Source organism: Rhodococcus olei (assembly GCF_039540555.1).
GTDB lineage: Bacteria > Actinomycetota > Actinomycetes > Mycobacteriales > Mycobacteriaceae > Rhodococcus_G > Rhodococcus_G olei.
This window is the reverse complement of the sequence record NZ_BAABFB010000075.1, coordinates 55,195-74,705: the sequence shown is the minus strand read 5'-3', so window position 1 is coordinate 74,705 and position 19,511 is coordinate 55,195. Positions and strand designations below refer to the sequence as shown.

Annotated in this window: 23 protein-coding genes; 5 read left to right on the top strand and 18 right to left on the bottom strand. The window is 71.4% G+C overall.

Annotated elements, in window-relative coordinates:
* Nucleotides 1–26: 26 nt before the first annotated feature.
* From ABD951_RS25045 to ABD951_RS25035, 3 genes are all read right to left on the bottom strand, one after another.
* On the bottom strand, nt 27–2,363 hold the full coding sequence (locus ABD951_RS25045) for an MMPL family transporter (protein ID WP_345351980.1): 2,337 nt from the start codon (nt 2,361–2,363) through the stop codon (nt 27–29).
* 56 nt (nt 2,364–2,419) lie between these two features.
* Nucleotides 2,420–3,031: a TetR/AcrR family transcriptional regulator gene (locus ABD951_RS25040; RefSeq protein WP_345351977.1), complete on the bottom strand. Its 612-nt coding sequence runs from the start codon at nt 3,029–3,031 to the stop codon at nt 2,420–2,422.
* A gap of 123 nt (nt 3,032–3,154) precedes the next feature.
* Nucleotides 3,155–3,955, bottom strand: coding sequence for an SDR family NAD(P)-dependent oxidoreductase (locus ABD951_RS25035; RefSeq protein WP_345351974.1), 801 nt, complete (start codon nt 3,953–3,955; stop codon nt 3,155–3,157).
* A 113-nt stretch (nt 3,956–4,068) separates the two neighbouring features.
* On the opposite strand from ABD951_RS25035, the gene ABD951_RS25030 reads away from it, so the two are divergent.
* Nucleotides 4,069–5,112 (top strand): LLM class F420-dependent oxidoreductase, encoded by a 1,044-nt coding sequence (locus tag ABD951_RS25030; protein ID WP_345351971.1) that lies wholly within the window; start codon nt 4,069–4,071, stop codon nt 5,110–5,112.
* Nucleotides 5,113–5,166: 54 nt separating this feature from the next.
* Here the strand turns inward: ABD951_RS25030 and ABD951_RS25025 are convergent, their stop codons facing one another.
* From ABD951_RS25025 to ABD951_RS25005, 5 genes are all read right to left on the bottom strand, one after another.
* Nucleotides 5,167–5,955, bottom strand: a complete 789-nt coding sequence (locus ABD951_RS25025; RefSeq protein ID WP_345351968.1) for an LLM class flavin-dependent oxidoreductase — start codon at nt 5,953–5,955, stop codon at nt 5,167–5,169.
* Nucleotides 5,952–6,215 (bottom strand): SHOCT domain-containing protein, encoded by a 264-nt coding sequence (locus ABD951_RS25020; protein WP_345351965.1) that lies wholly within the window; start codon nt 6,213–6,215, stop codon nt 5,952–5,954. Before ABD951_RS25020 ends, ABD951_RS25025 begins: the two co-directional genes overlap by 4 nt.
* A gap of 86 nt (nt 6,216–6,301) precedes the next feature.
* On the bottom strand, nt 6,302–6,967 hold the full coding sequence (locus tag ABD951_RS25015; RefSeq protein ID WP_345351962.1) for a response regulator transcription factor: 666 nt from the start codon (nt 6,965–6,967) through the stop codon (nt 6,302–6,304).
* Nucleotides 6,964–8,127 carry a sensor histidine kinase gene (locus ABD951_RS25010; protein WP_345351959.1) on the bottom strand — a complete coding sequence of 388 codons (1,164 nt, stop codon included), beginning with the start codon at nt 8,125–8,127 and terminating at the stop codon, nt 6,964–6,966. Before ABD951_RS25010 ends, ABD951_RS25015 begins: the two co-directional genes overlap by 4 nt.
* 94 nt (nt 8,128–8,221) lie before the next feature.
* Nucleotides 8,222–8,455, bottom strand: a complete 234-nt coding sequence (locus ABD951_RS25005; protein ID WP_345351956.1) for a LapA family protein — start codon at nt 8,453–8,455, stop codon at nt 8,222–8,224.
* Nucleotides 8,456–8,676: 221 nt separating this feature from the next.
* Here ABD951_RS25005 and ABD951_RS25000 point away from each other — a divergent pair, with 221 nt between their 5' ends.
* Nucleotides 8,677–9,582 carry a universal stress protein gene (locus ABD951_RS25000; RefSeq protein WP_345351953.1) on the top strand — a complete coding sequence of 302 codons (906 nt, stop codon included), beginning with the start codon at nt 8,677–8,679 and terminating at the stop codon, nt 9,580–9,582.
* Between the two features lie 97 nt (nt 9,583–9,679).
* On the opposite strand, the gene ABD951_RS24995 is transcribed toward ABD951_RS25000, so the two are convergent.
* Entirely contained in the window at nt 9,680–9,943 is a 264-nt protein-coding gene (locus tag ABD951_RS24995; protein WP_345351950.1) for a hypothetical protein, read from the bottom strand.
* Complete coding sequence (locus ABD951_RS24990; protein ID WP_345351947.1) at nt 9,940–10,893, bottom strand: acyl-ACP desaturase; 954 nt, start codon at nt 10,891–10,893, stop codon at nt 9,940–9,942. Before ABD951_RS24990 ends, ABD951_RS24995 begins: the two co-directional genes overlap by 4 nt.
* Before the next feature lie 101 nt (nt 10,894–10,994).
* On the opposite strand from ABD951_RS24990, the gene ABD951_RS24985 reads away from it, so the two are divergent.
* On the top strand, nt 10,995–11,645 hold the full coding sequence (locus tag ABD951_RS24985) for a response regulator (protein ID WP_345351944.1): 651 nt from the start codon (nt 10,995–10,997) through the stop codon (nt 11,643–11,645).
* Here the strand turns inward: ABD951_RS24985 and ABD951_RS24980 are convergent, their stop codons facing one another.
* A complete protein-coding gene (locus ABD951_RS24980) occupies nt 11,646–12,242 on the bottom strand; it encodes a TetR/AcrR family transcriptional regulator (RefSeq protein ID WP_345351941.1) in 597 nt (198 codons plus the stop codon).
* Nucleotides 12,243–12,330: 88 nt separating this feature from the next.
* Here ABD951_RS24980 and ABD951_RS24975 point away from each other — a divergent pair, with 88 nt between their 5' ends.
* Entirely contained in the window at nt 12,331–13,359 is a 1,029-nt protein-coding gene (locus ABD951_RS24975; RefSeq protein ID WP_345351938.1) for a beta-ketoacyl-ACP synthase III, read from the top strand.
* 21 nt (nt 13,360–13,380) lie between these two features.
* On the opposite strand, the gene ABD951_RS24970 is transcribed toward ABD951_RS24975, so the two are convergent.
* From ABD951_RS24970 to ABD951_RS24940, 7 genes are all read right to left on the bottom strand, one after another.
* On the bottom strand, nt 13,381–14,955 hold the full coding sequence (locus ABD951_RS24970; protein ID WP_345351935.1) for a GAF domain-containing sensor histidine kinase: 1,575 nt from the start codon (nt 14,953–14,955) through the stop codon (nt 13,381–13,383).
* Between the two features lie 35 nt (nt 14,956–14,990).
* Nucleotides 14,991–15,626 (bottom strand): alpha/beta hydrolase family protein, encoded by a 636-nt coding sequence (locus ABD951_RS24965; RefSeq protein WP_345351932.1) that lies wholly within the window; start codon nt 15,624–15,626, stop codon nt 14,991–14,993.
* A gap of 10 nt (nt 15,627–15,636) precedes the next feature.
* Nucleotides 15,637–16,011 carry a DUF4873 domain-containing protein gene (locus tag ABD951_RS24960; protein WP_345351929.1) on the bottom strand — a complete coding sequence of 125 codons (375 nt, stop codon included), beginning with the start codon at nt 16,009–16,011 and terminating at the stop codon, nt 15,637–15,639.
* Nucleotides 16,008–16,901 (bottom strand): AurF N-oxygenase family protein, encoded by an 894-nt coding sequence (locus tag ABD951_RS24955; RefSeq protein ID WP_345351926.1) that lies wholly within the window; start codon nt 16,899–16,901, stop codon nt 16,008–16,010. The genes ABD951_RS24960 and ABD951_RS24955 overlap by 4 nt, the downstream gene beginning before the upstream one ends.
* A gap of 113 nt (nt 16,902–17,014) precedes the next feature.
* The gene (locus ABD951_RS24950; RefSeq protein WP_345351923.1) at nt 17,015–17,344 is read right to left on the bottom strand and encodes a cupin domain-containing protein; all 330 of its coding nucleotides are present in this window, start codon (nt 17,342–17,344) and stop codon (nt 17,015–17,017) included.
* A gap of 94 nt (nt 17,345–17,438) precedes the next feature.
* Entirely contained in the window at nt 17,439–17,924 is a 486-nt protein-coding gene (locus ABD951_RS24945) for a dihydrofolate reductase (protein ID WP_345351920.1), read from the bottom strand.
* Nucleotides 17,924–18,682, bottom strand: a complete 759-nt coding sequence (locus ABD951_RS24940; RefSeq protein WP_345353221.1) for a thymidylate synthase — start codon at nt 18,680–18,682, stop codon at nt 17,924–17,926. Before ABD951_RS24940 ends, ABD951_RS24945 begins: the two co-directional genes overlap by 1 nt.
* Before the next feature lie 80 nt (nt 18,683–18,762).
* Between ABD951_RS24940 and cobF the strand changes: the two genes are divergently transcribed.
* Nucleotides 18,763–19,503 carry a precorrin-6A synthase (deacetylating) gene (gene cobF / locus ABD951_RS24935; protein WP_345351917.1) on the top strand — a complete coding sequence of 247 codons (741 nt, stop codon included), beginning with the start codon at nt 18,763–18,765 and terminating at the stop codon, nt 19,501–19,503.
* Nucleotides 19,504–19,511: the final 8 nt, after the last annotated feature.

Sequence of the window (19,511 nt, the reverse complement as noted above, 5' to 3'; positions counted from 1 at the left end):
GCCCGGTGTGGGGTGTTCGAGCGCGGTTACCGCACGGTGACCGGTTCGGGCTGCGGCAGGTCCCGGCGCAGCTTCTCGCCCTCGATGTCGACGTTCGGCATGATCTTGTCCAGCCACTTCGGCAGCCACCACGCCTTGTCCCCGAGCAGGGCCATCACCGCGGGGATGATCACCATGCGGACGAGGAAGGCGTCGAAGAAGACCGCCGAGGCGAGCGCGAAACCGATCGACTTGATGAACGCGTTGTCCTCGAGCATGAACGCACCGAACACCGAGATCATGATCAGCGCCGCGGCGGCCACCACGCGGGCGCCGTGGCTGAAGCCGATGGTCATCGCCTTCTTCGCGGAGGCGCCGTGCACGTACTCCTCCCGCATCCGCGTCACCAGGAACACCTGGTAGTCCATCGCGAGACCGAACACGACACCGATCAGGAAGATCGGCATGAAGCTGACCAGCGGCTGCGGGTTGGAGATCAGCCCGCCCCAGCCCTCCTGGAAGATCGCGACGGTGGCGCCGAACGTGGCGGCGACGCTGAGCAGGAAGCCCAGGGCCGCGGTCAGCGGCACCAGGATCGACCGGAACACCAGCATCAGCAGGATGAACGCGAGTCCGACCACGATGATCAGGTACGGGACCAGCGCGTCCTGCAGGCGGTCCGAGACGTCGGTCTCGAGCGCGGTCTGTCCGGTGACGCCGTAGTCGACGCCGATCTGCTCGTGCAGCGCCCCCTCCCCGTCGCGGATGGACTGCATCAGGTCGACCGTCTTCTGGTCGGTCGGTGCGCTCCCCGGGGTGACCAGGACCTGTGCGGTGTCACCGGCCGGGTTCATCGCGACGACCTGCGCGTTGACGACGCCGGGCTGCGCGGAGATGGTCCGGACCACCTCGCCGAACGCCTCCGGGGCAGGCACGGTCGCGTCCTTGGCGTCGACGACGACCACCAGCGGTGCGTTGCGTCCGGGACCGAACGCGTCGGACACCAGGTCGTAGGCCTGCCGCGAGCTGGTCGCGGGGTCGCCGGTGCTCTCGCTCGGCAGGGCCAGCTTCAGGCCCGTCGCGGGCAGGGCGAGGGCGCCGAGCACCAGGACGCCGGCGATCAGCGGGATGGCGGGCTTGCGCGCCACCCAGCCGGCGTAGCGGGTTGCCGGGCCCTCGGCCGCGTCCTCCGCCTCCGGGTCCGGGGCCTTGACGAACGGGATCCGGCCGGCGAACGCCTTACGGCCGAGCAGACCGAGGAACGCGGGCAGGAACGTCAGCGCGACGAGCACCGCGACGAACACCGCGAACGCGGCGGCCATGCCCATGTCGCTGAGGAACTTGATGCCGACCACACGCAGCGCGACGAGCGCGATGATCACGGTCAGGCCGGCGAACACGACCGCGGAACCGGCGGTGCCGACCGCGCGGCCCGCGGCCTCCTCGCGATTGCCGGTGACGCTGACCTCGTGCCTGAAGCGGGAGACGATGAACAGCGAGTAGTCGATCGCGACGGCGAGGCCGATCATCACCGCCAGCGTCGGGGTCATCGAGCCGAGTTCGGTGAACCCGGTCGCGATGGTGATACCGAGGCTGCCGATACCGACGCCGATGATCGCGGAGATCAGCGGCAGACCCGCCGCGACCAGCGACCCGAACGTGAGCATCAGGACGACGGCGGCCACCGCCATGCCGATCAACTCGGCCGACCCGCCCGGCCCCTCCGCGGTCTGGGCGGCGGTGCCGCTGAGCTTGACGGTCAGACCGGCGTCGCGGGCGACCTGCGCGGCGGCGTCGACCTGGTCGGTGAGGTCGGTGGTGACGTCCTTGAAGTCGCCGCTGAACGGGACCTCCACGTAGCCGACGGTCTTGTCCGGGCTGAGCGGGGACAGCGCCTGGGCGTCGGCACGGGCCTGGTCGACCGGCTTGCCGGTCTGCTCGGCCTGCGCGGTCGCCATCGCGGTCAGGTGCTCGTCCGCGACGACCGGGTTGACGAGTGCGCCCTGTGCGGCTTCCGGTGACGCGGTGGCGGGGTCGACCTTCGCGGCCGGGTCGACCAGGTCGATGGTGCGCACCTTCGCGAGGGTCGCGTCCATCGCGGCCTGGTTCGCCGGGGTGTCGAGGGTCTGGCCCTCGGGGGCGGCGAAGACGTAGCGCGCCGAGATGGAGTTGAACGGGTCCTTGCCGGTGGCCGGGAACCGTTCGGTCATCAGGTCCTGCGCGGTCTGCGCCGGAGTTCCGGGGATCGAGAAGGAGTCGTTCGTCGGACCGGACAGGGTGGCGGCGCCGACGCCCATCAGGACGAGCAGTGCGAGCCAGATCGACAGGACGATGCCCTTGCGCCGGTAGGCGAACTTGCCGATCCGGTACAGGTAGGTGGCCATGGGAACCCTTCGGGTTGCGGGTGGGCGAGTGGCGAGTGGACCGGGTCGGTCGGCCGCTAGGGGACGGGTGGTTCGGGGATGCCGGCGCGCAGCATCGCGAACGCCTCGTGGATCAGCGGTGCGGGCGTGTCGTCGCCCGAGTCGCCCTGCATCCACAGTTCGATCGCGGACTTGCAGGCCGCCCCGACCGCCATCTGCAGCAGGTTCGGGTACAGGTCGGTGCCGATGTCGGTGCCGGTGCGCGCGGCGATCGCCTCGCCCAGGATCCGGGTGACCCGGCCCTCCAGTTGGAGCTTGCGGGCCAGCAGCGCCGGGCTGGTCTCGATCAGCGCCATCTCCGCGGACAGCGATTCGAGGTCGCGGACCGGATCGAGGGCGATCGCCAGCACCACCGCCTCGAGCGAATCCCAGATCGGCTCGTCGGCGGGTCGGTCGCGCAGGCGCGCCACCCACGAGGTCACGTCGGTCTCGAAGCGGTGGAGGACGGCGTCCTCCTTGGACGCGAAGTAGTTGTGGAACGTCCGCGTGGACACGCCGGCCTCGGAGGCGATGGCCTCCGCGGTGACGCCCTCGATGCCGGCCTGTCTGGCCAGCCGGATCGCCGCGTCGCTGAGCGCGGCGCGGGTGGCGGCCTTCTTCTGGTCGCGTAGGCCGGGTTGAATGCTCACCTCATCCAACGTACGGAAATTGCACGACCCTGCAATCTTGCAGAGGCGTGCAATTATTGTGCCGTTGCCCACAGCGACGGCACGGCCGTGACGCAGGTCACGGCCGTGGCCGCCCGGCCGGGGTTACCGAGACCGGCGGATCGTCCGGGCCAGGAACGGCCGGACCGCGGGCTCGACCAGTCCGCCGGCGCGGATCAGCACCCGGGTCAGGGGGTCGACGGCGATGTGGTGGCGTCCGCGGTCGATGCCGGTGACCACCGCGGCCGCGACGCGGTCCGCCGACACCGGGGTGATCGCTCCCGACACCGCGGCGGTCTCCGGTGGTTTGCGGGTGTTCTCGGTGGCGAACCCGGGAGTGTCGGTGTCCGGCGGGTACAGCACCGAGACCGTCACGCCGGCCGGTTCGGCCTCGTAGCGCAGGCAGTGCGCGAGTTGGTGCACCGCCGCCTTGGTCGGGCCGTAGCCGGAGTACCCGACGACCCCGATCAGTCCGGCGGTCGAACTCGTCAGGACCAGGTGTCCGCGCCCGCGGGCGATCATGCCCGGCAACACCGCGCGCGCCGCATGCACGGCGCCGAGGTAGTTCAGGCGCATCTGGTCGTCGAACTCCTGGATCGGCACGTCGAGGAATCGCCCGGGCAGGGCGGCCCCGGCGCAGGCGACGAGCACGTCGCACGGGCCGGACCCCGTCTCCAGGGTCGCGATCGCCCGGTTCAGTGCCGCGGCGTCGGTGACGTCGGCGGCGACCCACCGTGCCCCGAGCGGTTCCGCGGTTCGCCGCAGGTCCTCCTCGCCGCGGGCGATGAGCGAGACTGCGGCGCCCCGGGCGGCCGCGGCCCGGGCCACCGCGGCGCCGATGCCCTGCGACCCTCCGGTCACGATCACGTGCGTGCTCGGCCACGACATCCGGTCCCTGCGTCTCACCACGCGATCGTAGGGGGACCGGTCACCGATCGTGCTCGGATCGGTCATGCGGATCGGCGGCGACCCTGCGTAAGGTCCACGTGAGGAGTCCCACAACTCGATTGGAGTGTCCGGTGCGCATCGGAACGCAGATCACCTACAGCGGCGGCTTCGCCGACACGGTCGCGGAGGTCGCCGACCTCGAGCGCGCCGGCCTCGACATCGCCTTCATGGCGGAGGCGTACTCGTTCGACGCGGTCAGCCAGCTCGGTTTCCTCGCCGCGAAGACCACGACCCTGCAGCTCGCATCGGGAATCTTCCAGATCTACACCCGCACCCCGTCGCTGATGGCGATGACGGCGGCCGGGCTCGACTTCGTCTCGGACGGACGGTTCGTGCTGGGCATCGGGGCGTCGGGCCCGCAGGTGATCGAGGGCTTCCACGGCGTGCCGTATGACGCCCCGCTGGGGCGCACCCGCGAGCTCGTCGACATCTGCCGGCAGGTGTGGCGTCGCGAGAAGGTCCAGTACGACGGCAAGTACTACCAGATCCCGCTTCCGCCGGAGAAGGGCACCGGCCTCGGCAAGCCGCTCAAGCTGATCAATCACCCGGTGCGCGAACGGATTCCGATCGTGATCGCGGCGCTCGGACCGAAGAACGTCGCGCTGACCGCGGAGATCGCGGAGGGCTGGCAGCCGATCTTCTTCCACCCCGAGCGGGCGAACGACGTGTGGGGCGAGTCCCTCGCGAAGGGAAAGGCCAAGCGGGATCCGGCGCTCGGCGAGCTGCAGATCTACGCCGGCCCCGCCCTCGCGATCGGCGACGACGTCGACCACATGCTCGAGTGGATCAAGCCGCATCTGGCCCTGTACATCGGCGGCATGGGTGCCCGCGGCAAGAACTTCTACAACGACCTCGCCTGCCGCTACGGCTACGAGGCCGAGGCGAAGGCGATCCAGGACCTCTACCTGGACGGCAAGAAGCAGGAGGCCGCCGCGGCCGTGCCCGACGAGCTGGTGCGGGCGATCTCGTTGATCGGCCCCGAGGGCTACGTCCGGGAACGGGTCGCGGCGTTCCGGGAGGCCGGTGCGACGACGCTGACGGTCACCGCGATGGCTCCCGACACCGCAGGCCGGGTGGCCCAGATCGAGAAGCTGCGCGCGATCGTCGACGCGTAGCCGGTCCGCCTCCCGCCGAGCGCGCACCGTGGCAGGTGCCCGCTCGGCGTGGAGTCAGCAGGCGAGCCGGGCCGGCACCGGAGCGAACGCGTCGGCGAGCTCGCCGGGGACGGTGACCTCGTCGACGCCGAACCGGTCCTCGTACGAACGCAGCGTGTCGGCCGCGCGTTCCGGGTCGGCGTCCAGCAGCCCGAACCCGCCGATCCCGCGGAGCTGCTCGGCGGTTGGGCCGCCGCGCGCGAACCAGGACGGAACGCGGTCGCCGACCCCGACGAGCGAGAGTGTGAACGGCATTGCCGGGCCGCAGATCTCACGGGCGCGGGCGGCCGCGACGGCGAGCTCCGCGTCGGTGGTGGCGGGGCCCAGGGCGAGCGCCACCCGGTCCGCGACACGGCCCGCGGCGGCCAGCATCCGAGGTCCCGCGCCCGCCACCACGATCTCGGGGGCCGGCTCGACGCCGCCGCGCACCGCCGTCACCGACTCCTCCATCGCGGCGATCCGGGTGGCCGCGTCGCCCCACCGTGCCCCGAGGCGGCGCGCCTCGTCCTCGGCGTCGGGTCGCCCGGCGCCGATGCCGAGCTCGAATCGGTCGTCCGAGAGTGCCTGCAGCGCCGCGACTTCCCGGGTCAGGGCCGCCGGGGTACGCAGCGGGGCGGCGAGCACCCAGGTCCGCAGCCGCAGCGTCGTGGTGACCGCGGCGGCCGCGCCGAGCGCGGGGAACGGCGACGGGGTCCACAGGGTGTCCGGGACCAGGACCGCGTGAAACCCCATGTCTTCGAACCGTCGTACCCGATCGGCCCAGTCCGCGCCGCCGCGCGGGGCCTCCACCGCGACGATCCTCATCGTCGGGTCTCCCGCAACACGGCGAGCCGCGCCCGGTACTCGGCCTCGGTGATCTCGCCGCGCGCGTAGACGTCACGGAGGGTGGATTCGCCGTGCCTGCCCCGGCGTCGCCGCCCGAGGGCGACGAACACGGCGATGACGACCAGCCAGAAGGTGATCGGGATCAGGACGAACCACGGGCCGATGCCCCATCCCGGTCCCCACGGCCCGTCCCAGTGGTCGGCCAGCAGCAACGAGGTCTGTGCAGTCAGAGTGTTCATGCCCCCGAGCCTGCTCGGATCCGGCCGCCTGCGCGTCGGCCCTCGTACGGCACCACCGGTACGTCCGCGCGCGTACGGCGGCGCGGTCACCGCCAACCGGGGCGGACCAGACCGGACTCGTACGCGAGGACGACGAGCTGGGTGCGGTCCCGGGCGCCGAGTTTGAGCAGGATCCGCCCGACGTGGGTACGGGCGGTGGCCGGACTGAGCACCAGCCGTTCGGCGATCTCCGCGTTGCTCAACCCCTCCGCCACCAGTGCCATCACCTCGCGCTCCCGGTCGGTCAGCGCGGCCAGGACGGTCCCGTCCGGAACGGGTTTCGTGCGGGCGGCGAACTCGGCGAGCAGGCGCCGGGTCACGGTGGGGGAGAGCAGCGCGTCCCCGGCCGCGACCACACGAACCGCCCGCACCAGGTCCGCCGGTTCGGTGTGTTTCACGAGGAACCCGGCGGCGCCCGCGCGGATCGCCTCGAAGACGTACTCGTCGAGTTCGAACGTGGTCAGCACCACGACGTGGACCCCGGCCAGCTCGGTCCGGCCGGCGATCCGGCGAGTCGCCGCGAGCCCGTCGAGGACCGGCATCCGGATGTCCATCAGCACCACGTCCGGGACCAGGTCCACGGCCGACCGCACGGCCTGCTCGCCGTCCTCGGCCTCGCCGACCACCTCGATCCCGTCCTGCGCGTCGAGCAGGGCGACGAAACCGGCCCGCACCAGGGCCTGGTCGTCGGCGACCACGACACGGATGGTCACGACGCACCGGATCCGGTGTCGGACAGGGGGATCCGTGCCAGCACCCGGAAGCCCCCGTCGGGGCGGGGGCCTGCCGCGAGGCTGCCGCCGAGTGCGCGGGCGCGTTCGGTCATCCCGGCGATGCCACTGCCTCCGCCGGCCCCGGACCCCGGCGGTGCATGGGCGGGGCCGTCGTCGTCCACCTGAACCTCCACCGCGTCGGACCGGTACCGCACCGACACCCGGGCCGCGGTCTGCGTCGAGTGCCGTGCCACGTTCGTCAGCGACTCCTGCACGATCCGTGCCGCCGCCAGGTCCGCCGCCGTCGGCAGGGGCCTCGTGTCCCCGGAAACGGTGGTCGCGACCTCGATTCCGGCGTCACGTGCCCGTGCGACGAGTCGATCGAGATCGGTGATCGACGGCGGCGGCGTCAGGGGCGGTGTCTCGGCGCCCCGCCGCAGGGACTGCAGCATCGCGTGCACCTGGACCAGTGCGTCGCGGCTGGCCTCCTTGATCGACGCCAGCGCCACGCCCGCCTGTTCGGGCCGGGAGTCGAGCAGCTCCAGCGCGACCCCGGACTGGACGTTGATCATCGAAAGACTGTGCGCCAGAACGTCGTGCAGTTCGCGGGCGATGTCGAGGCGTTCCTCGCTGGCCCGGCGCAGCCGCTCCTCCTCGGCGACCCGCGCGCGTTCGCGGGCGCGCTGGCGTCGGGCCCGGATCGCCTCGCGCCGTTGCCGGATCACCTCCGCGACCGCGACCAGGGTCAGCAGCCAGGCGGCGACCCCGACCGCCGCCGACACCGGAGGGTACTCGCGGCCGGTCGCCCACGGCACACCCCACAGGAACAGCACGTATCCGATCGGCGGCAGGGCGTACATCGGCCAACGCGGGAGCCTCGGTGCGGCGGTGAGGAACGCGACGACGACCGGCAAGAAGACCGGGCCGATGCCGTAGCCGCGCAGCAGGTACGCCAGCGCCGCCGCCAGCGTCACGGCCAGCACCGTCACCGGCGCGACGCGGCGCCACAGGAGCGCCGCCGACCCGACCGCGAGCAGCACGAAGGCCGCCGCGTCGAGGGGGTGGGCCGGGTTGCCGTGCCGGGCCGCACCCACCGAGCCGGCGGCGGAGACGACTCCGACGGCGACGGCGGCCAGGGCGTCGCCCGGTCGAGGTGGCATGGACTCCAACCTAGCCGCGGATCGGGCGGACGGCGTCGTCCCGCACGCGTATCCGCGGCTCCGTACGACGGCCGACGGGTCTGCGGGCTGCCGGCTATCGGACCCGGCGGCGACCGGTGAGCCAGCCCGCGGCCCAGCCGATCACGAACACCGCCAGCAGGGCCAGCCACAGCGGTGCGTTGATGTGCAGCCACGCGAGCTGGATCGTGGTCGTCGCGGTGTTCTGGAAGATGAAGATCACCGCCAGCACCATCAGGATCAGCGCCAGCCATCTCGCGGGCGTCATCGTCGACAGCAGTGACGGTTTCGCGCTTCTCTGATCGGCCATCGCAACACTCCTGACTGGCTGCGCCCACAGGTCGGCGACCGGCGAATCCGCAGGTCGTCACGATCATCGTAGCCGCGCCGGGGGTCGATCCGGTGCCGGACGAGCGGTGCGCTCGGCGGAGTGGGGACCTTCGGCCCGCGCGGGGCCGGGGAAAAACCGGGACAATGGTCCGGGGTGCGTCGCCCCGACAGCCGGTGCCGGATCGCAAGTGAGGGAGCAGCATGAGCACAAGCAAGCCCGTCGTGGTGGGAGTGGACGGATCGGAATCGGCGTCGACGGCCGTGGTGTGGGCCGCCCGCACGGCCGCGGCCCGCAAGCTCCCGCTGCTGCTGGTCTCGGTCGTGCACGTGCCCGCCTACTACTACACCGAGCCCTACCTGGTGCGCGGCTACGGCGACGACCTCAAGAACGCCGGCCGGGCCCACCTCGACAGCGCCGCGGTCCTCGCGAACGAGGTCGCCGAGGAGGTCGGCCAGCTCGACGTCGACACCAAGCTGCACGAGGGCCGGATCGCGGAGGTCCTGCTGCAGTACGCACCGCAGGCGACGATGATCGCGCTCGGCAGCCGCGGGCTCGGCGAGTTCAGCGGTGCCCTGCTCGGGTCTGTCGCCCGTGCAGTGGCCTCGCACTCGACGGTGCCGGTCGCCGTGATCCGCGGCCGCACCCTCGACGGCCGTCCGCCGACCGAGGGGCCCGTCGTGGTCGGGGTCGACGGATCCGAGATCAGCGAGGCCGCGGTGCCCGTCGCGTTCGAGGAGGCCTCCGCCCGGAACGCGCAACTGGTCGCGGTGAACGTCTGGAGCGACGTCTCCGTGCAGCCGTCGCTCGGCGCCACCGAGGACGACCCGCACTGGAGCGCGATCCAGGCCGCCGAGGAGGCGGTGCTGTCCGAGCGGCTCGCCGGGTGGATCGAACAGTATCCGGACGTGCCGGTGCAGCGGGTCGTGCACCGGGACCGCCCGGTGCGCGTGCTCAGCGAATTCTCCGAGCGGGCGCAGCTTCTCGTGGTCGGCAGCCACGGCCGCGGCGGCTTCAAGGGCATGCTGCTCGGCTCCACCAGCGCCGCGCTGATGAGCACCGCGGACTGCCCGGTGCTGATCGTGCGGCCCGAGTCGGCCGCCGGATAGACCCGGAGACGAACGACGGGCCGGTCCCCGATCGGGGACCGGCCCATCGTCTGCCGGACGAGTCCGCCCCGCTGGTGACGTCGGGGCCGATGTCGGTTCAGCCGAACTCGTCGAGCCCGCCCGCCCGCAGTCGCGCCCACACGTCGGTGGGATGCACTCCGCGCCGGACGGCGTCATTTTCGATCAGCACCCCGAGCAGCATCGAGTTCAGGAAGGCGAGTGCGTCGGGGTCGTGCCGGGCGGACTTCGCCTCCGCCCACCGGGCGACGTTGCCGCGCTTGGCCGCGGCCGCCATCTCCAGCGCCGCCTCGAACAGTGCCTTGGTGTCGGTCGCCGGTCGCTCCGTCGTCACATCGGTCATTGCACACCCACCTTCTGTCCCCGGGCCGCCGCGCGGGCCAGCGCCCGGTCGCGGGACTCCTCGAACCGTGCCGCGTCGGCCTGCAGTCCGTCGAGGAACACCGCCAACTGCTCGCGCAGCGTCTCCGCTTCCCCGGTGAAGTCGGTGCGGTCGAACACCTTCCACGTGCGCAGCACCGGAAGAACGACGTCGTCGAGGTGCTGGCGCAGGTCGTAGATGCCGCCCTTGGCGATCAGCACGGCATTGCGGCGGAACTGCGGCATCGTCACGCCCGGCATCCGAAAGTTGGTGAGGATCTTCAGGATCGCCCGCATCGCCTGCGCGGGTGCGACGTCGAGGGCGGCGCCGGTGATGTTGCGGTAGAACATCATGTGCAGGTTCTCGTCGGCGGCGACGCGGGCCAGCATGCGGTCGGCGATCGGATCGCCGCACGCCCGGCCGGTGTTGCGGTGCGACACCCGGGTCGCCAGCTCCTGGAACGTGACGTACGCGACCGCGTCGAGCAGACCCTCCTGGAGATCGGGATTGAAGCCGTGGGTCATGTGGGTCATCCGGGCGTTCTCCAACGCGACCGGGTCGACACCGCGGGTGACCACCAGGTAGTCCCGCATCACCACCGAGTGCTTGTTCTCCTCCGCGGTCCACCGCCCGACCCAGGTCCCCCAGGCGCCGTCGCGGGAGAAGTTCTCCGCGATCACCCGGTGATACGAGGGCAGGTTGTCCTCGGTGAGCAGGTTCGTGACCATCGCGGCCTTCGCGACGTCCGTCAGCTGCGACTGCTCGGGATCCCAGTCGACACCCCCGAGCGCGGCGTAGTTGCGGCCGTCGTCCCACGGCACGTAGTCGTGGGGGTGCCAGTCCTTCGCCATCGCCAGGTGCCGGTGCACGTTCTCCTCGGCGACGGACTCGAGTTCGCGGAGCAACTCGAGCTGTGTGAGTTCGCGAGTCACGGTTGTGAAGTCCCATTCGCAGTGCCGACAGTCCACACGAGCCTGCTGGACCGGCGACCTGGGCGATAGTGCCGAAAGTCCCGATGTGCTGGGATTGGTGCATGCAGACACGGCTCTTCCTGGTCGACGACCACGAGATCGTCCGGCGCGGCCTCGTGGACCTGCTCGGCAGCGCCCCCGACTTCACCGTGGTCGGGGAGGCCTCGTCCGTGGCCGAGGCCCTCACGGCCGTCCCCACCGTCGAGGTCGACGTCGCGGTCCTGGACGTGCGGTTGCCGGACGGCTCCGGGGTCGAACTGTGCCGTGAGTTGCGCTCGGCGCGGCCGGAACTGAGGTGCCTGATGCTCACCTCGTACTCGGACGACGAGGCGCTGTTCGACGCGGTGATGGCCGGGGCGTCCGGGTACCTGCTCAAACAGATCCTCGGCACCGACCTGATCGCGGCGATCCGCACCGTCGCCGCCGGCGGATCGCTGCTCGACGACCGGGACACGGCCGCGGTTCTGGCCCGGATCCGAGCCCAGCGCAACCAGAGCGGTCTCGTGGACGAACTCACCGACCAGGAGCGGGTCGTGCTCGAGCTGATCGGGGAGGGGCTGACGAACCGGGAGATCGGTGCCCGGATGCACCTCGCCGAGAAGACGGTGAAGAACTACGTGTCGCGGCTGCTGTCGAAGCTGGGCATGCAGCGCCGGACACAGGCCGCGGTGCTGGCCACCGAACTCCGGGGGCGGCCCGAACGAGGCCGGTGATCAGGCCGTCCGGCGGGCGCGGGCGAGGTGGTGGTCCAACAGGACGCTGAGTTGGGCGTGGGCGTCGGCGAACGGCTCACTCGACTCGAGCGCGCGGCTCTGCACGATGGCGCCCTCGATCACCGACAGCAGCAACCCGGCGACCGACCGCGCGGCCGCGTCGTCGACCCCGGCCGCGACCATGCCGTCGGCGAGCCGGGACGTCCACTCGGTGAACGCCTGACCGGCCGCGGACTGCACCGCCGGATCGAGCTCGTCCAGCGCCGCCGCCATCATGAACGAACCCAGCCGGTACTCACTGGACTCGAGCGGCTCACGCCAGAACGCGAACAGGTCGTCGAGCCACTGACCGACTGACGGGGTGCCCGGCAGCCGGTCCGCCATCGCGCTCAGGTGCGAGTGCACCACCCTCGACACGATCCGGGTGGCCGTCTCCACGAGCTCGCTCTTGCCGGACGGGAAGTGCTGATACAGGGAGTTGCGCGACGCGTTGCTCCGTTTGAGCAGCTCGGTCAGCCCGGCCGCGTGCACCCCGAGCTCCTGGACCGTCGCGATGGTGGTCGCGAGCAGTCGGGCGCGCGGTCTGGCCGTGGTCATGCGGGGTCCCTTCCGGAAAATTTGTGTGAACCGATCGGTTCATGTTAGATCCGAACCTGAACCGATCGGTTCATATGGAGAGGATGCCATGCCCGCCCACATCGCCACTGCCAGTCCCGTCGCCCATGCGGCCCTCCTCGGCCTCGGGGCGTACCGGCCCCGGCGGATCGTCCCCAACGCCGAGATCGTCGACCGCATCGACTCCTCCGACGAGTGGATCCGGACCCGGTCCGGCATCACGGCTCGTCGCTGGGCCGAGTCCGACGAGACGATCGTCAGCATGAGTGTCGCGGCCGCCCGCGACGCGCTCGCCGCAGCGGGACTGGCCGCCGACCAGATCGACGCCGTGGTGCTGGCCACCTCGTCGCAGATGGTGCTGGGACCGTCGGCCGGCGCCGTCGTGGCCAGCGAACTCGGCATGCACGACACCGCCGCCTACGACATCTCCGCCGGCTGCGCCGGCTTCTGCTACGCGCTCGGCAACGCGGCCGCCCTCGTCCGGGCCGGGCAGGCCCGCCACGTCCTGGTGATCGGGGTGGAACGGCTGTCCGACCTGCTCGATCCGACCGACCGGACGTGCGCCTTCATCTTCGCCGACGGTGCCGGCGCGGTCGTCGTGGGGCCGTCCGAGGCCGAGGGGATCGGTCCGGTCGCGTGGGGCTCGGACGGCACCCAGACCACGGCCATCAAGCAGGACAAGGACTTCAAGCAGTTCTTCGCCGAGGTCCAGGAGCAGGGCGCCGACGCGGAGCGCCCGTACATCCGGATGAACGGTCAGGCCGTGTTCCGGTGGGCCGTGACGTTCCTGGAGAAGGCCTGCCGCGACGCACTGGAGAAGTCCGGGGTCACCACCGACGACCTGGACGCGTTCGTGCCGCACCAGGCCAACAGCCGCATCACCGATGCGCTGATCCGGACGCTCGCGCTGCCCGACACCGTCGCGGTCGCCCGGGACATCGTCGAGACCGGCAACACCAGCGCGGCGTCGATTCCGATGGCCATGGAACAGCTGATCCGCTCGGGCGGTGCCCGTCCCGGCGACACCGCGTTGCTGCTCGGCTTCGGCGCCGGACTGGCCTATGCCGGCCAGGTGGTGCAGCTGCCGCCGATCGCGTAGCCGCGCCCGGGTGCCGCTCCGTCAGCGGAGCGGCACCCGCCACGTCATCGTGGTGCCGCCCGACTCCGGGCTGCGCAGCTCGCAGCGACCGCCGCACGCGCTCGCGCGCCGTTCCAGGTTCGCCAGTCCGCTGCGGGGTTCGGTGCCGGACATCCCGACACCGTCGTCGCCGACGACGATCGTGAAGTCCTCGGCCGCGGACACCGTCACCGTCACCGAGGTGGCGTGCGCGTGCCGACGGGCGTTCGAAAGTCCCTCGCGCAGTACGGCTTCCGCGTGGGTGGCGATCGCAGGCGGGACCAGGGTGTCGATGGGGCCGGAGAACTGCACGGACGGGGTGACGCCGGCGGTCAGCTCGCCGACCACGTCGAGGAGCCGCCGCCGCAGACCCGCGTCCGGCGTCGCCTCGCCGGACTGCAGATCGAAGATCGTGGTCCGGATCTCCCGGACCGTCCGGTCGAGTTGCTCGACCGACCGGGCGAGCACGTCCGCGGTGCGCCCCTCCGCGGTGGCGGACACCGACTGCAGGCTCATCCCGGTCGCGAACAGCCGCTGGATGACGTTGTCGTGCAGGTCGCGGGCGATGCGGTCACGGTCGGCGAGCACGTCGAGCAGGCGTTGTTGCCGCTGCTGGTGCGCGAACTCGAGTGCGACCGCGGCCAGATCCGCCATCGACGCCAGCCGCTGCAGCTCGTCGGGATCCCACTCGGCCACGCCCTCGCCGCTGACCACCAGCGCGCCGCGCACGTGCTGGGGACCGGACACGGGCAGCGTCGCCGCCCGCCCCGCCCCGGCACTGAGCTCTGCGAAGTCGACGTCCCGGGTCACGGTCACCCGCGGGTCGGTGGTCGCGATGACGGTGCCTGCGTCGCCGTCCACGGTGTCGACGAGCGTCACGGCCTCCGCGGAACTCAGGTCCCGCACGCTGCGCACCAGCAGGTCCAGCGTCTCGGGTACCGAACCGCCGATCAGCAGCCGGGACGTGATCGACGACATCGCGCTCAGCCACCGCTCCCGGGTGCGGGACTGCTCGAACAGCCGCGCGTTGTCGATCGCCAGCGCCGCCGACTCGGCCAGCACCGTCAGGATCGTCTGGTCCACGTCGGTGAACTCGGGCCCGCCCTGTTTCTCGGTCAGGTAGATGCTGCCGAAGGCCTGCCCGCGCACGATGATCGGCATTCCGAGGAAACTGCGCATCGGTGGGTGGTTCGGCGGGAACCCGACCGACGCCGCGTGGGTGGCCAGTTCGCGGATCCGCACCGGTCGCGGGTCGTTGATCAGCAGCCCGAGCAGCCCGCGCCCCTCCGGCAGGTGACCCATCGTGGCACGGGTCTCGGCGTCGATCCCCTCGTAGACGAACTCCGACAACCCACCGCCCGGCGCGCGCACCCCGAGCGCGCCGTAGCGGGCGCCGAGCAGTTCCGTCGCCGCCCGCACGATCCGTTGCAGCGTGGTGTCGAGGTCGAGTCCGGCGCCGACCACCAGCACCGCCTCGAGAAGGTCGCGGAGGGTCTCGGGGGAGGCGACCCCCGCGCCGAGACGGTGATGCACGGTGTCGAGCAGGTCGTCCAGGCCGCCTGCGGGATCGTCGACCATGTGGTCGAGCCTACTGGGGAGCCCGAGGTCGCCGGTCAGAACCCGAATGCGGCGGCGACGCCGTCGACGGCCATCGGCACGGCCGGGCTCTTGCCGGGGGCCAGGTCGTGGCCCTTGCCCTCGACGAGGAGCAGGGTGTGTGGGGCGCTGACCAGGTCGAGCGCGGCGCGCATCTCGTCGGGGCTGCCGAACGGGTCACGGGTGCCGTGCACGAACACACACGGGCAGCGCAGGTCCGGCAGGTGCGCGGTGCGCGCCTTCTCCGGCTTGCCCGGCGGGTGCAGCGGGTAGGAGAACAGCAGCAGCCCGTCGCAGGCCTCGGGGCGCTCGGCCGCGAGCATCGACGACTGTCGTCCGCCGTACGAGTGGCCGCCCAGAATGAGTGGGCCGGAGCAGGATTCGCGGATAGCCTCGGCCGCCGCGGCGATGCCGTCCCGGTCCGCGGCCGCGGTCGACGGACTCGGCGGACCCTTCGGCCGGCGCTGCCGGAACGGCAGGTCGTACCGCAGCACCAGCAGGCCGCGCGCCGCGAACTCGGCGGCCGCGCGCTGCAGCAGCGCCGCGGTGCGGTCGCCGCCCGCACCGTGCGCGAGCAGCAGGGCCGCGACCGGGTCGCCCTCGGGCCGGTGCAGGTCGCCGATCACGCCGTCGCGTTCGAACAGCTCGCTCATGCAGGTGAACCTACGGGATCGGCAGGTCCGCCTCGACCTCGTCGAGCGGGAACGGCGGCGCCCCGGTGCCGCTGATCCGGAAGTGCCCCCACGGATCCTGCTCCCCGAGCGTCGCGGGGCGTGGCGCGCCGGTGCCGACGGCGAGCGTCAACCGGGACCGGGTGTGCCCGGCGATGCCGTCCAGTCCGGTCCCGTCGACCCGGCCGTACCAGTGGAAGCGCCCGTCGAGGGGTTCGAAGTGCCCGTTCAGGTGGACCTCGACGGCGAGCGGGCCGGTGTCGGTGCCGAGCACCGCCGGTCCGGTGTAGGCGGTGTCGGGTTCGAGGGCCGCACGGTCGAACGGTTCCGGGGTGCGGTGGCGCCGGATCGCGCGGCGTCGGATCACAGGAAACCCGCCCGCCGCCACATCGCCCGCGACGGCGCCCGCATCAGGCCGTTCTCCTCGAGGAACGCGGCCAGGCTGTCGAAGCCGCGGCGCTGGTTCGCCCGGAAGTACGGGTTCGCCAGGGCCTGCCGACGGGCCTCGCGCGGGTCGAGCCCGGCCCGCTTGTACATCGTGGGATTGGTGAACAACCGCTGCAGCAACAGTCCGCCGACGCCCTGTACCGAGCCGACCCACACCTTCTCGATCGGATGGCTCTGCGCGACCCGGCGGCGGACGCCTTCGCGGGCGAAGCGGATGTGCCGGGCCTCCTCGGTCACGTGGATCCGCATCACCCGCGACATCATCGGCTGCAGCTGCGGGTCGTTCTGCACCCGGCGCTGCGTGGCGTCGAAGATCTCCTCGCCGATCAGAGCCGCCACCCAGAGCATCGTGCCGCGGAACGTCTTCGGCAGCAGGTTCGCCACCATCGCCTCGTGCCTGCGCAACGGAAACGGCTTGACGCCCATCGCGGCGATGGCTCGCCCGAACATCGTCATGTGCCGGCACTCGTCACCCATCTCGGTGAGGGTGTACCGGGTGTGCAGCGAGGTCGGGTCCTGGTGCAGCAGGGACCGCAGCAACGCCTGCAGCAGGATGTTCTCGAACCAGGCGCCGACGCTGAGAATGTTCGCCGCCTCCTGCCGGGACAGCTCGATCCGCTGCGCCTCGCTCATCGACTCCCACATCGGGGTGCCGTACAGCGACAGCACCGTCGGCGGCAGGAAGTAGCGGCCCTCGACGAGCGGGGCGTCCCAGTCGAGGTCCACCGCCGGGTCGTAGGAGCGTTTGATCGACCCGGCGAGCAGGCGGGCGGCGACGACCTCGCGGTCGGCGGGAGAGGTGCTGGTCATCGGTGAGCCTCCGTCGCGTCGGAGAGTTCCGTCACCTCTGGAACGTAGGCCCGCCCACTCACCCGGGTCAAGAGGTGTGTGTGACCAAAATTCACACTCTTTTGGGCGGGTTCCTACTTCTTCGCGACGGTCAGCAGGAACGCGACATCCTCGACCGCTTCGACCCGGTGGCGGACCGCAGGCACCACCAGCAGGTCACCGGTCGACCCCTTCCAGGAGTCGTCGCCGGCCACCAGGGTCAGGGTGCCGCTGAGCACCAGCAGCGTCGCCTCGCCGGGGGAGTCGTGCTCGGCCAACTCCTGCCCCGCGGTCAGCGCGACCACGGTCTGCCGCAGGCTGCGTTGGTGACCGCCGTAGATCGTCTGCGAACTGCGACCGCTGGTCGCCGCGGTCGCGAGTTTGAGTTGTTGCCGCGCAACGGCGGTCAGCGACTTCTTGTCCATGTGCGTGCCTCTCGCTGGGAAAGACCTGATGGGATCGTCGTGCCCCTGCAGTATGGCCCACCCGGCGGCCGGTGGCGCCGTACTCGCCGTACGGTCAGCGGCGAACGTAGGTCACGAAACGGAACCGGGTCCCGTCGCGGCTCGAGATCTGCCAGTCGCCGGTCCGCTCGGCGTGCCACTCGGGGCCGAGGGCGGGGGCGTGCGCGTCGCCCTCGACGTCGAGGTCCACCTCGGTGACCGCGACCCGGTCGGCGCTCGGCAGGGCGGCCGCGTAGATCTCGCCGCCGCCGATCACCCACGTCTCGCCGGGACCGGCGAGCGCGAGCGCCTCGTCGACGGAGTGCGCGACCTCGACGCCGTCCGCCGACCAGTCCCGGTCGCGGGTGACCACGATGTTGCGCCGTCCGGCCAGCGGCCGGAATCGAGGGGGCAGCGAGTCCCAGGTGCGGCGGCCCATGATCACCGGGTGCCCGGTGGTGACGTCCTTGAAGTACGCCATGTCCTCCGGGATGCGCCACGGGATCGTGTTGTCGCGGCCGATCACACCGCGGTGGGCCTGGGCCCAGATCAGTCCCGTCATCAGACCGCGACCGGTGCCTTGATCGCGGGATGGTGGTGGTACCCGGTGATCTCGACGTCCTCGTACGTGTAGTCGAAGATCGAGTCCCGCTTGTGCAGCGTCAGCGTCGGGTACGGGTACGGCTCCCGCGACAACTGTTCGGTGACCTGGTCGACGTGGTTGTCGTAGACGTGGCAGTCGCCGCCGGTCCAGACGAACTCGCCGACCTCGAGGCCGGTCTGCTGGGCGACCATGTGGGTGAGCAGCGCGTAGCTGGCGATGTTGAACGGGACACCGAGGAACAGGTCGGCGCTGCGCTGGTACAGCTGGCAGCTGAGCCGGCCGTCGGCGACGTAGAACTGGAAGAACGCGTGGCACGGCTGCAGCGCCATCGCGTCGAGGTCGGCGACGTTCCACGCCGAGACGATCATCCGGCGCGAGTCCGGGTTCGTCTTCAGCGTCTCGATCACCTTGGTGATCTGGTCGATGTGCTCTCCGCCCGGGGTCGGCCAGGACCGCCACTGCACGCCGTACACGGGCCCGAGCTCGCCGTCGGCGTCCGCCCACTCGTCCCAGATCGTGACGCCGTGCTCCCGCAGCCATGCGACGTTGGAGTCGCCGCGCAGGAACCACAGCAGCTCGTAGACGATCGACTTGAGGTGCACCTTCTTGGTGGTGATCAGCGGGAAGCCCTCGGCCAGGTCGAAGCGCATCTGGTGGCCGAACAGGGCGCGGGTGCCGGTGCCGGTGCGGTCCGCCTTCGGGGTGCCGGTGGTCATGACCAGTCGCAGGAGGTCCTCGTACGGGGTGTGCACGGCTGCCAGTCTAGTGAGGCACCCGCCCCGGTAGCGTGCGCGGCATGCGTGAACTCCTCGTGATCGGCGTCGGCGCCGGCGACCCCGACCAGGTGACCGTGCAGGCGATCAAGGCGATGAACCGGGCCGAGGTGTTCTTCGTCATCGGCAAGGGCGACCAGAAGCAGGACCTCGTCGACCTGCGCACCGGCCTGCTCGACGAGCACGTGCGCGGCGGGTACCGGATCGTCGACATCGTCGACCCCCCTCGTGATCGGACACCGTCCGACTACGAGGGCGTCGTCGACGACTGGCACGACCGCCGCGCCCGGGTCTTCGAGGAGGCGTTCGCCGCGGTCGACGGGGTCGGCGCGATCCTGGTGTGGGGGGACCCGTCGCTGTACGACAGCACGCTGCGGATCGTCGAGCGGGTGCTCGGCCGCGGCGTGGTGGATTTCGAGTACACAGTGGTCCCGGGCGTGACGAGCGTGTCGTCGTTGGCCGCGCAGCACCGGATCGTGCTCAACCGGATCGGGGAGCCGGTGCTGACCACGACCGGCCGGCGCCTGCGGGAGGGCCTGCCCGACGGCGTCCGCGACGCGGTCGTGATGCTCGACGCGGAGAACAGCTTCACCACGCTGACCGGCGACTGGGACATCTGGTGGGGCGCCTACCTCGGCACCGCCGACGAAACCCTGATCGCCGGCGACCTGCGGACGGTGGAGGAGGAGATCGTCCGCGTGCGCGCCGAGCTGCGCGAACGCAAGGGCTGGATCATGGACACCTACCTGGTGCGCAGGCGCTGACCGCACCA

What these genes read in the sequence shown, in the direction of transcription:
- ABD951_RS25045 (WP_345351980.1), bottom strand. Translation starts at nt 2,363, where the DNA reads ATGGCCACCTACCTGTACCGGATCGGCAAGTTCGCCTACCGGCGCAAG.
- ABD951_RS25025 (WP_345351968.1), bottom strand. Translation starts at nt 5,955, where the DNA reads ATGAGGATCGTCGCGGTGGAGGCCCCGCGCGGCGGCGCGGACTGGGCC.
- ABD951_RS25020 (WP_345351965.1), bottom strand. Translation starts at nt 6,215, where the DNA reads ATGAACACTCTGACTGCACAGACCTCGTTGCTGCTGGCCGACCACTGG.
- ABD951_RS25010 (WP_345351959.1), bottom strand. Translation starts at nt 8,127, where the DNA reads ATGCCACCTCGACCGGGCGACGCCCTGGCCGCCGTCGCCGTCGGAGTC.
- ABD951_RS25005 (WP_345351956.1), bottom strand. Translation starts at nt 8,455, where the DNA reads ATGGCCGATCAGAGAAGCGCGAAACCGTCACTGCTGTCGACGATGACG.
- ABD951_RS25000 (WP_345351953.1), top strand. Translation starts at nt 8,677, where the DNA reads ATGAGCACAAGCAAGCCCGTCGTGGTGGGAGTGGACGGATCGGAATCG.
- ABD951_RS24995 (WP_345351950.1), bottom strand. Translation starts at nt 9,943, where the DNA reads ATGACCGATGTGACGACGGAGCGACCGGCGACCGACACCAAGGCACTG.
- ABD951_RS24985 (WP_345351944.1), top strand. Translation starts at nt 10,995, where the DNA reads ATGCAGACACGGCTCTTCCTGGTCGACGACCACGAGATCGTCCGGCGC.
- ABD951_RS24980 (WP_345351941.1), bottom strand. Translation starts at nt 12,242, where the DNA reads ATGACCACGGCCAGACCGCGCGCCCGACTGCTCGCGACCACCATCGCG.
- ABD951_RS24975 (WP_345351938.1), top strand. Translation starts at nt 12,331, where the DNA reads ATGCCCGCCCACATCGCCACTGCCAGTCCCGTCGCCCATGCGGCCCTC.
- ABD951_RS24970 (WP_345351935.1), bottom strand. Translation starts at nt 14,955, where the DNA reads ATGGTCGACGATCCCGCAGGCGGCCTGGACGACCTGCTCGACACCGTG.
- ABD951_RS24965 (WP_345351932.1), bottom strand. Translation starts at nt 15,626, where the DNA reads ATGAGCGAGCTGTTCGAACGCGACGGCGTGATCGGCGACCTGCACCGG.
- ABD951_RS24955 (WP_345351926.1), bottom strand. Translation starts at nt 16,901, where the DNA reads ATGACCAGCACCTCTCCCGCCGACCGCGAGGTCGTCGCCGCCCGCCTG.
- ABD951_RS24950 (WP_345351923.1), bottom strand. Translation starts at nt 17,344, where the DNA reads ATGGACAAGAAGTCGCTGACCGCCGTTGCGCGGCAACAACTCAAACTC.
- ABD951_RS24945 (WP_345351920.1), bottom strand. Translation starts at nt 17,924, where the DNA reads ATGACGGGACTGATCTGGGCCCAGGCCCACCGCGGTGTGATCGGCCGC.
- ABD951_RS24940 (WP_345353221.1), bottom strand. Translation starts at nt 18,682, where the DNA reads ATGACCACCGGCACCCCGAAGGCGGACCGCACCGGCACCGGCACCCGC.
- cobF (WP_345351917.1), top strand. Translation starts at nt 18,763, where the DNA reads ATGCGTGAACTCCTCGTGATCGGCGTCGGCGCCGGCGACCCCGACCAG.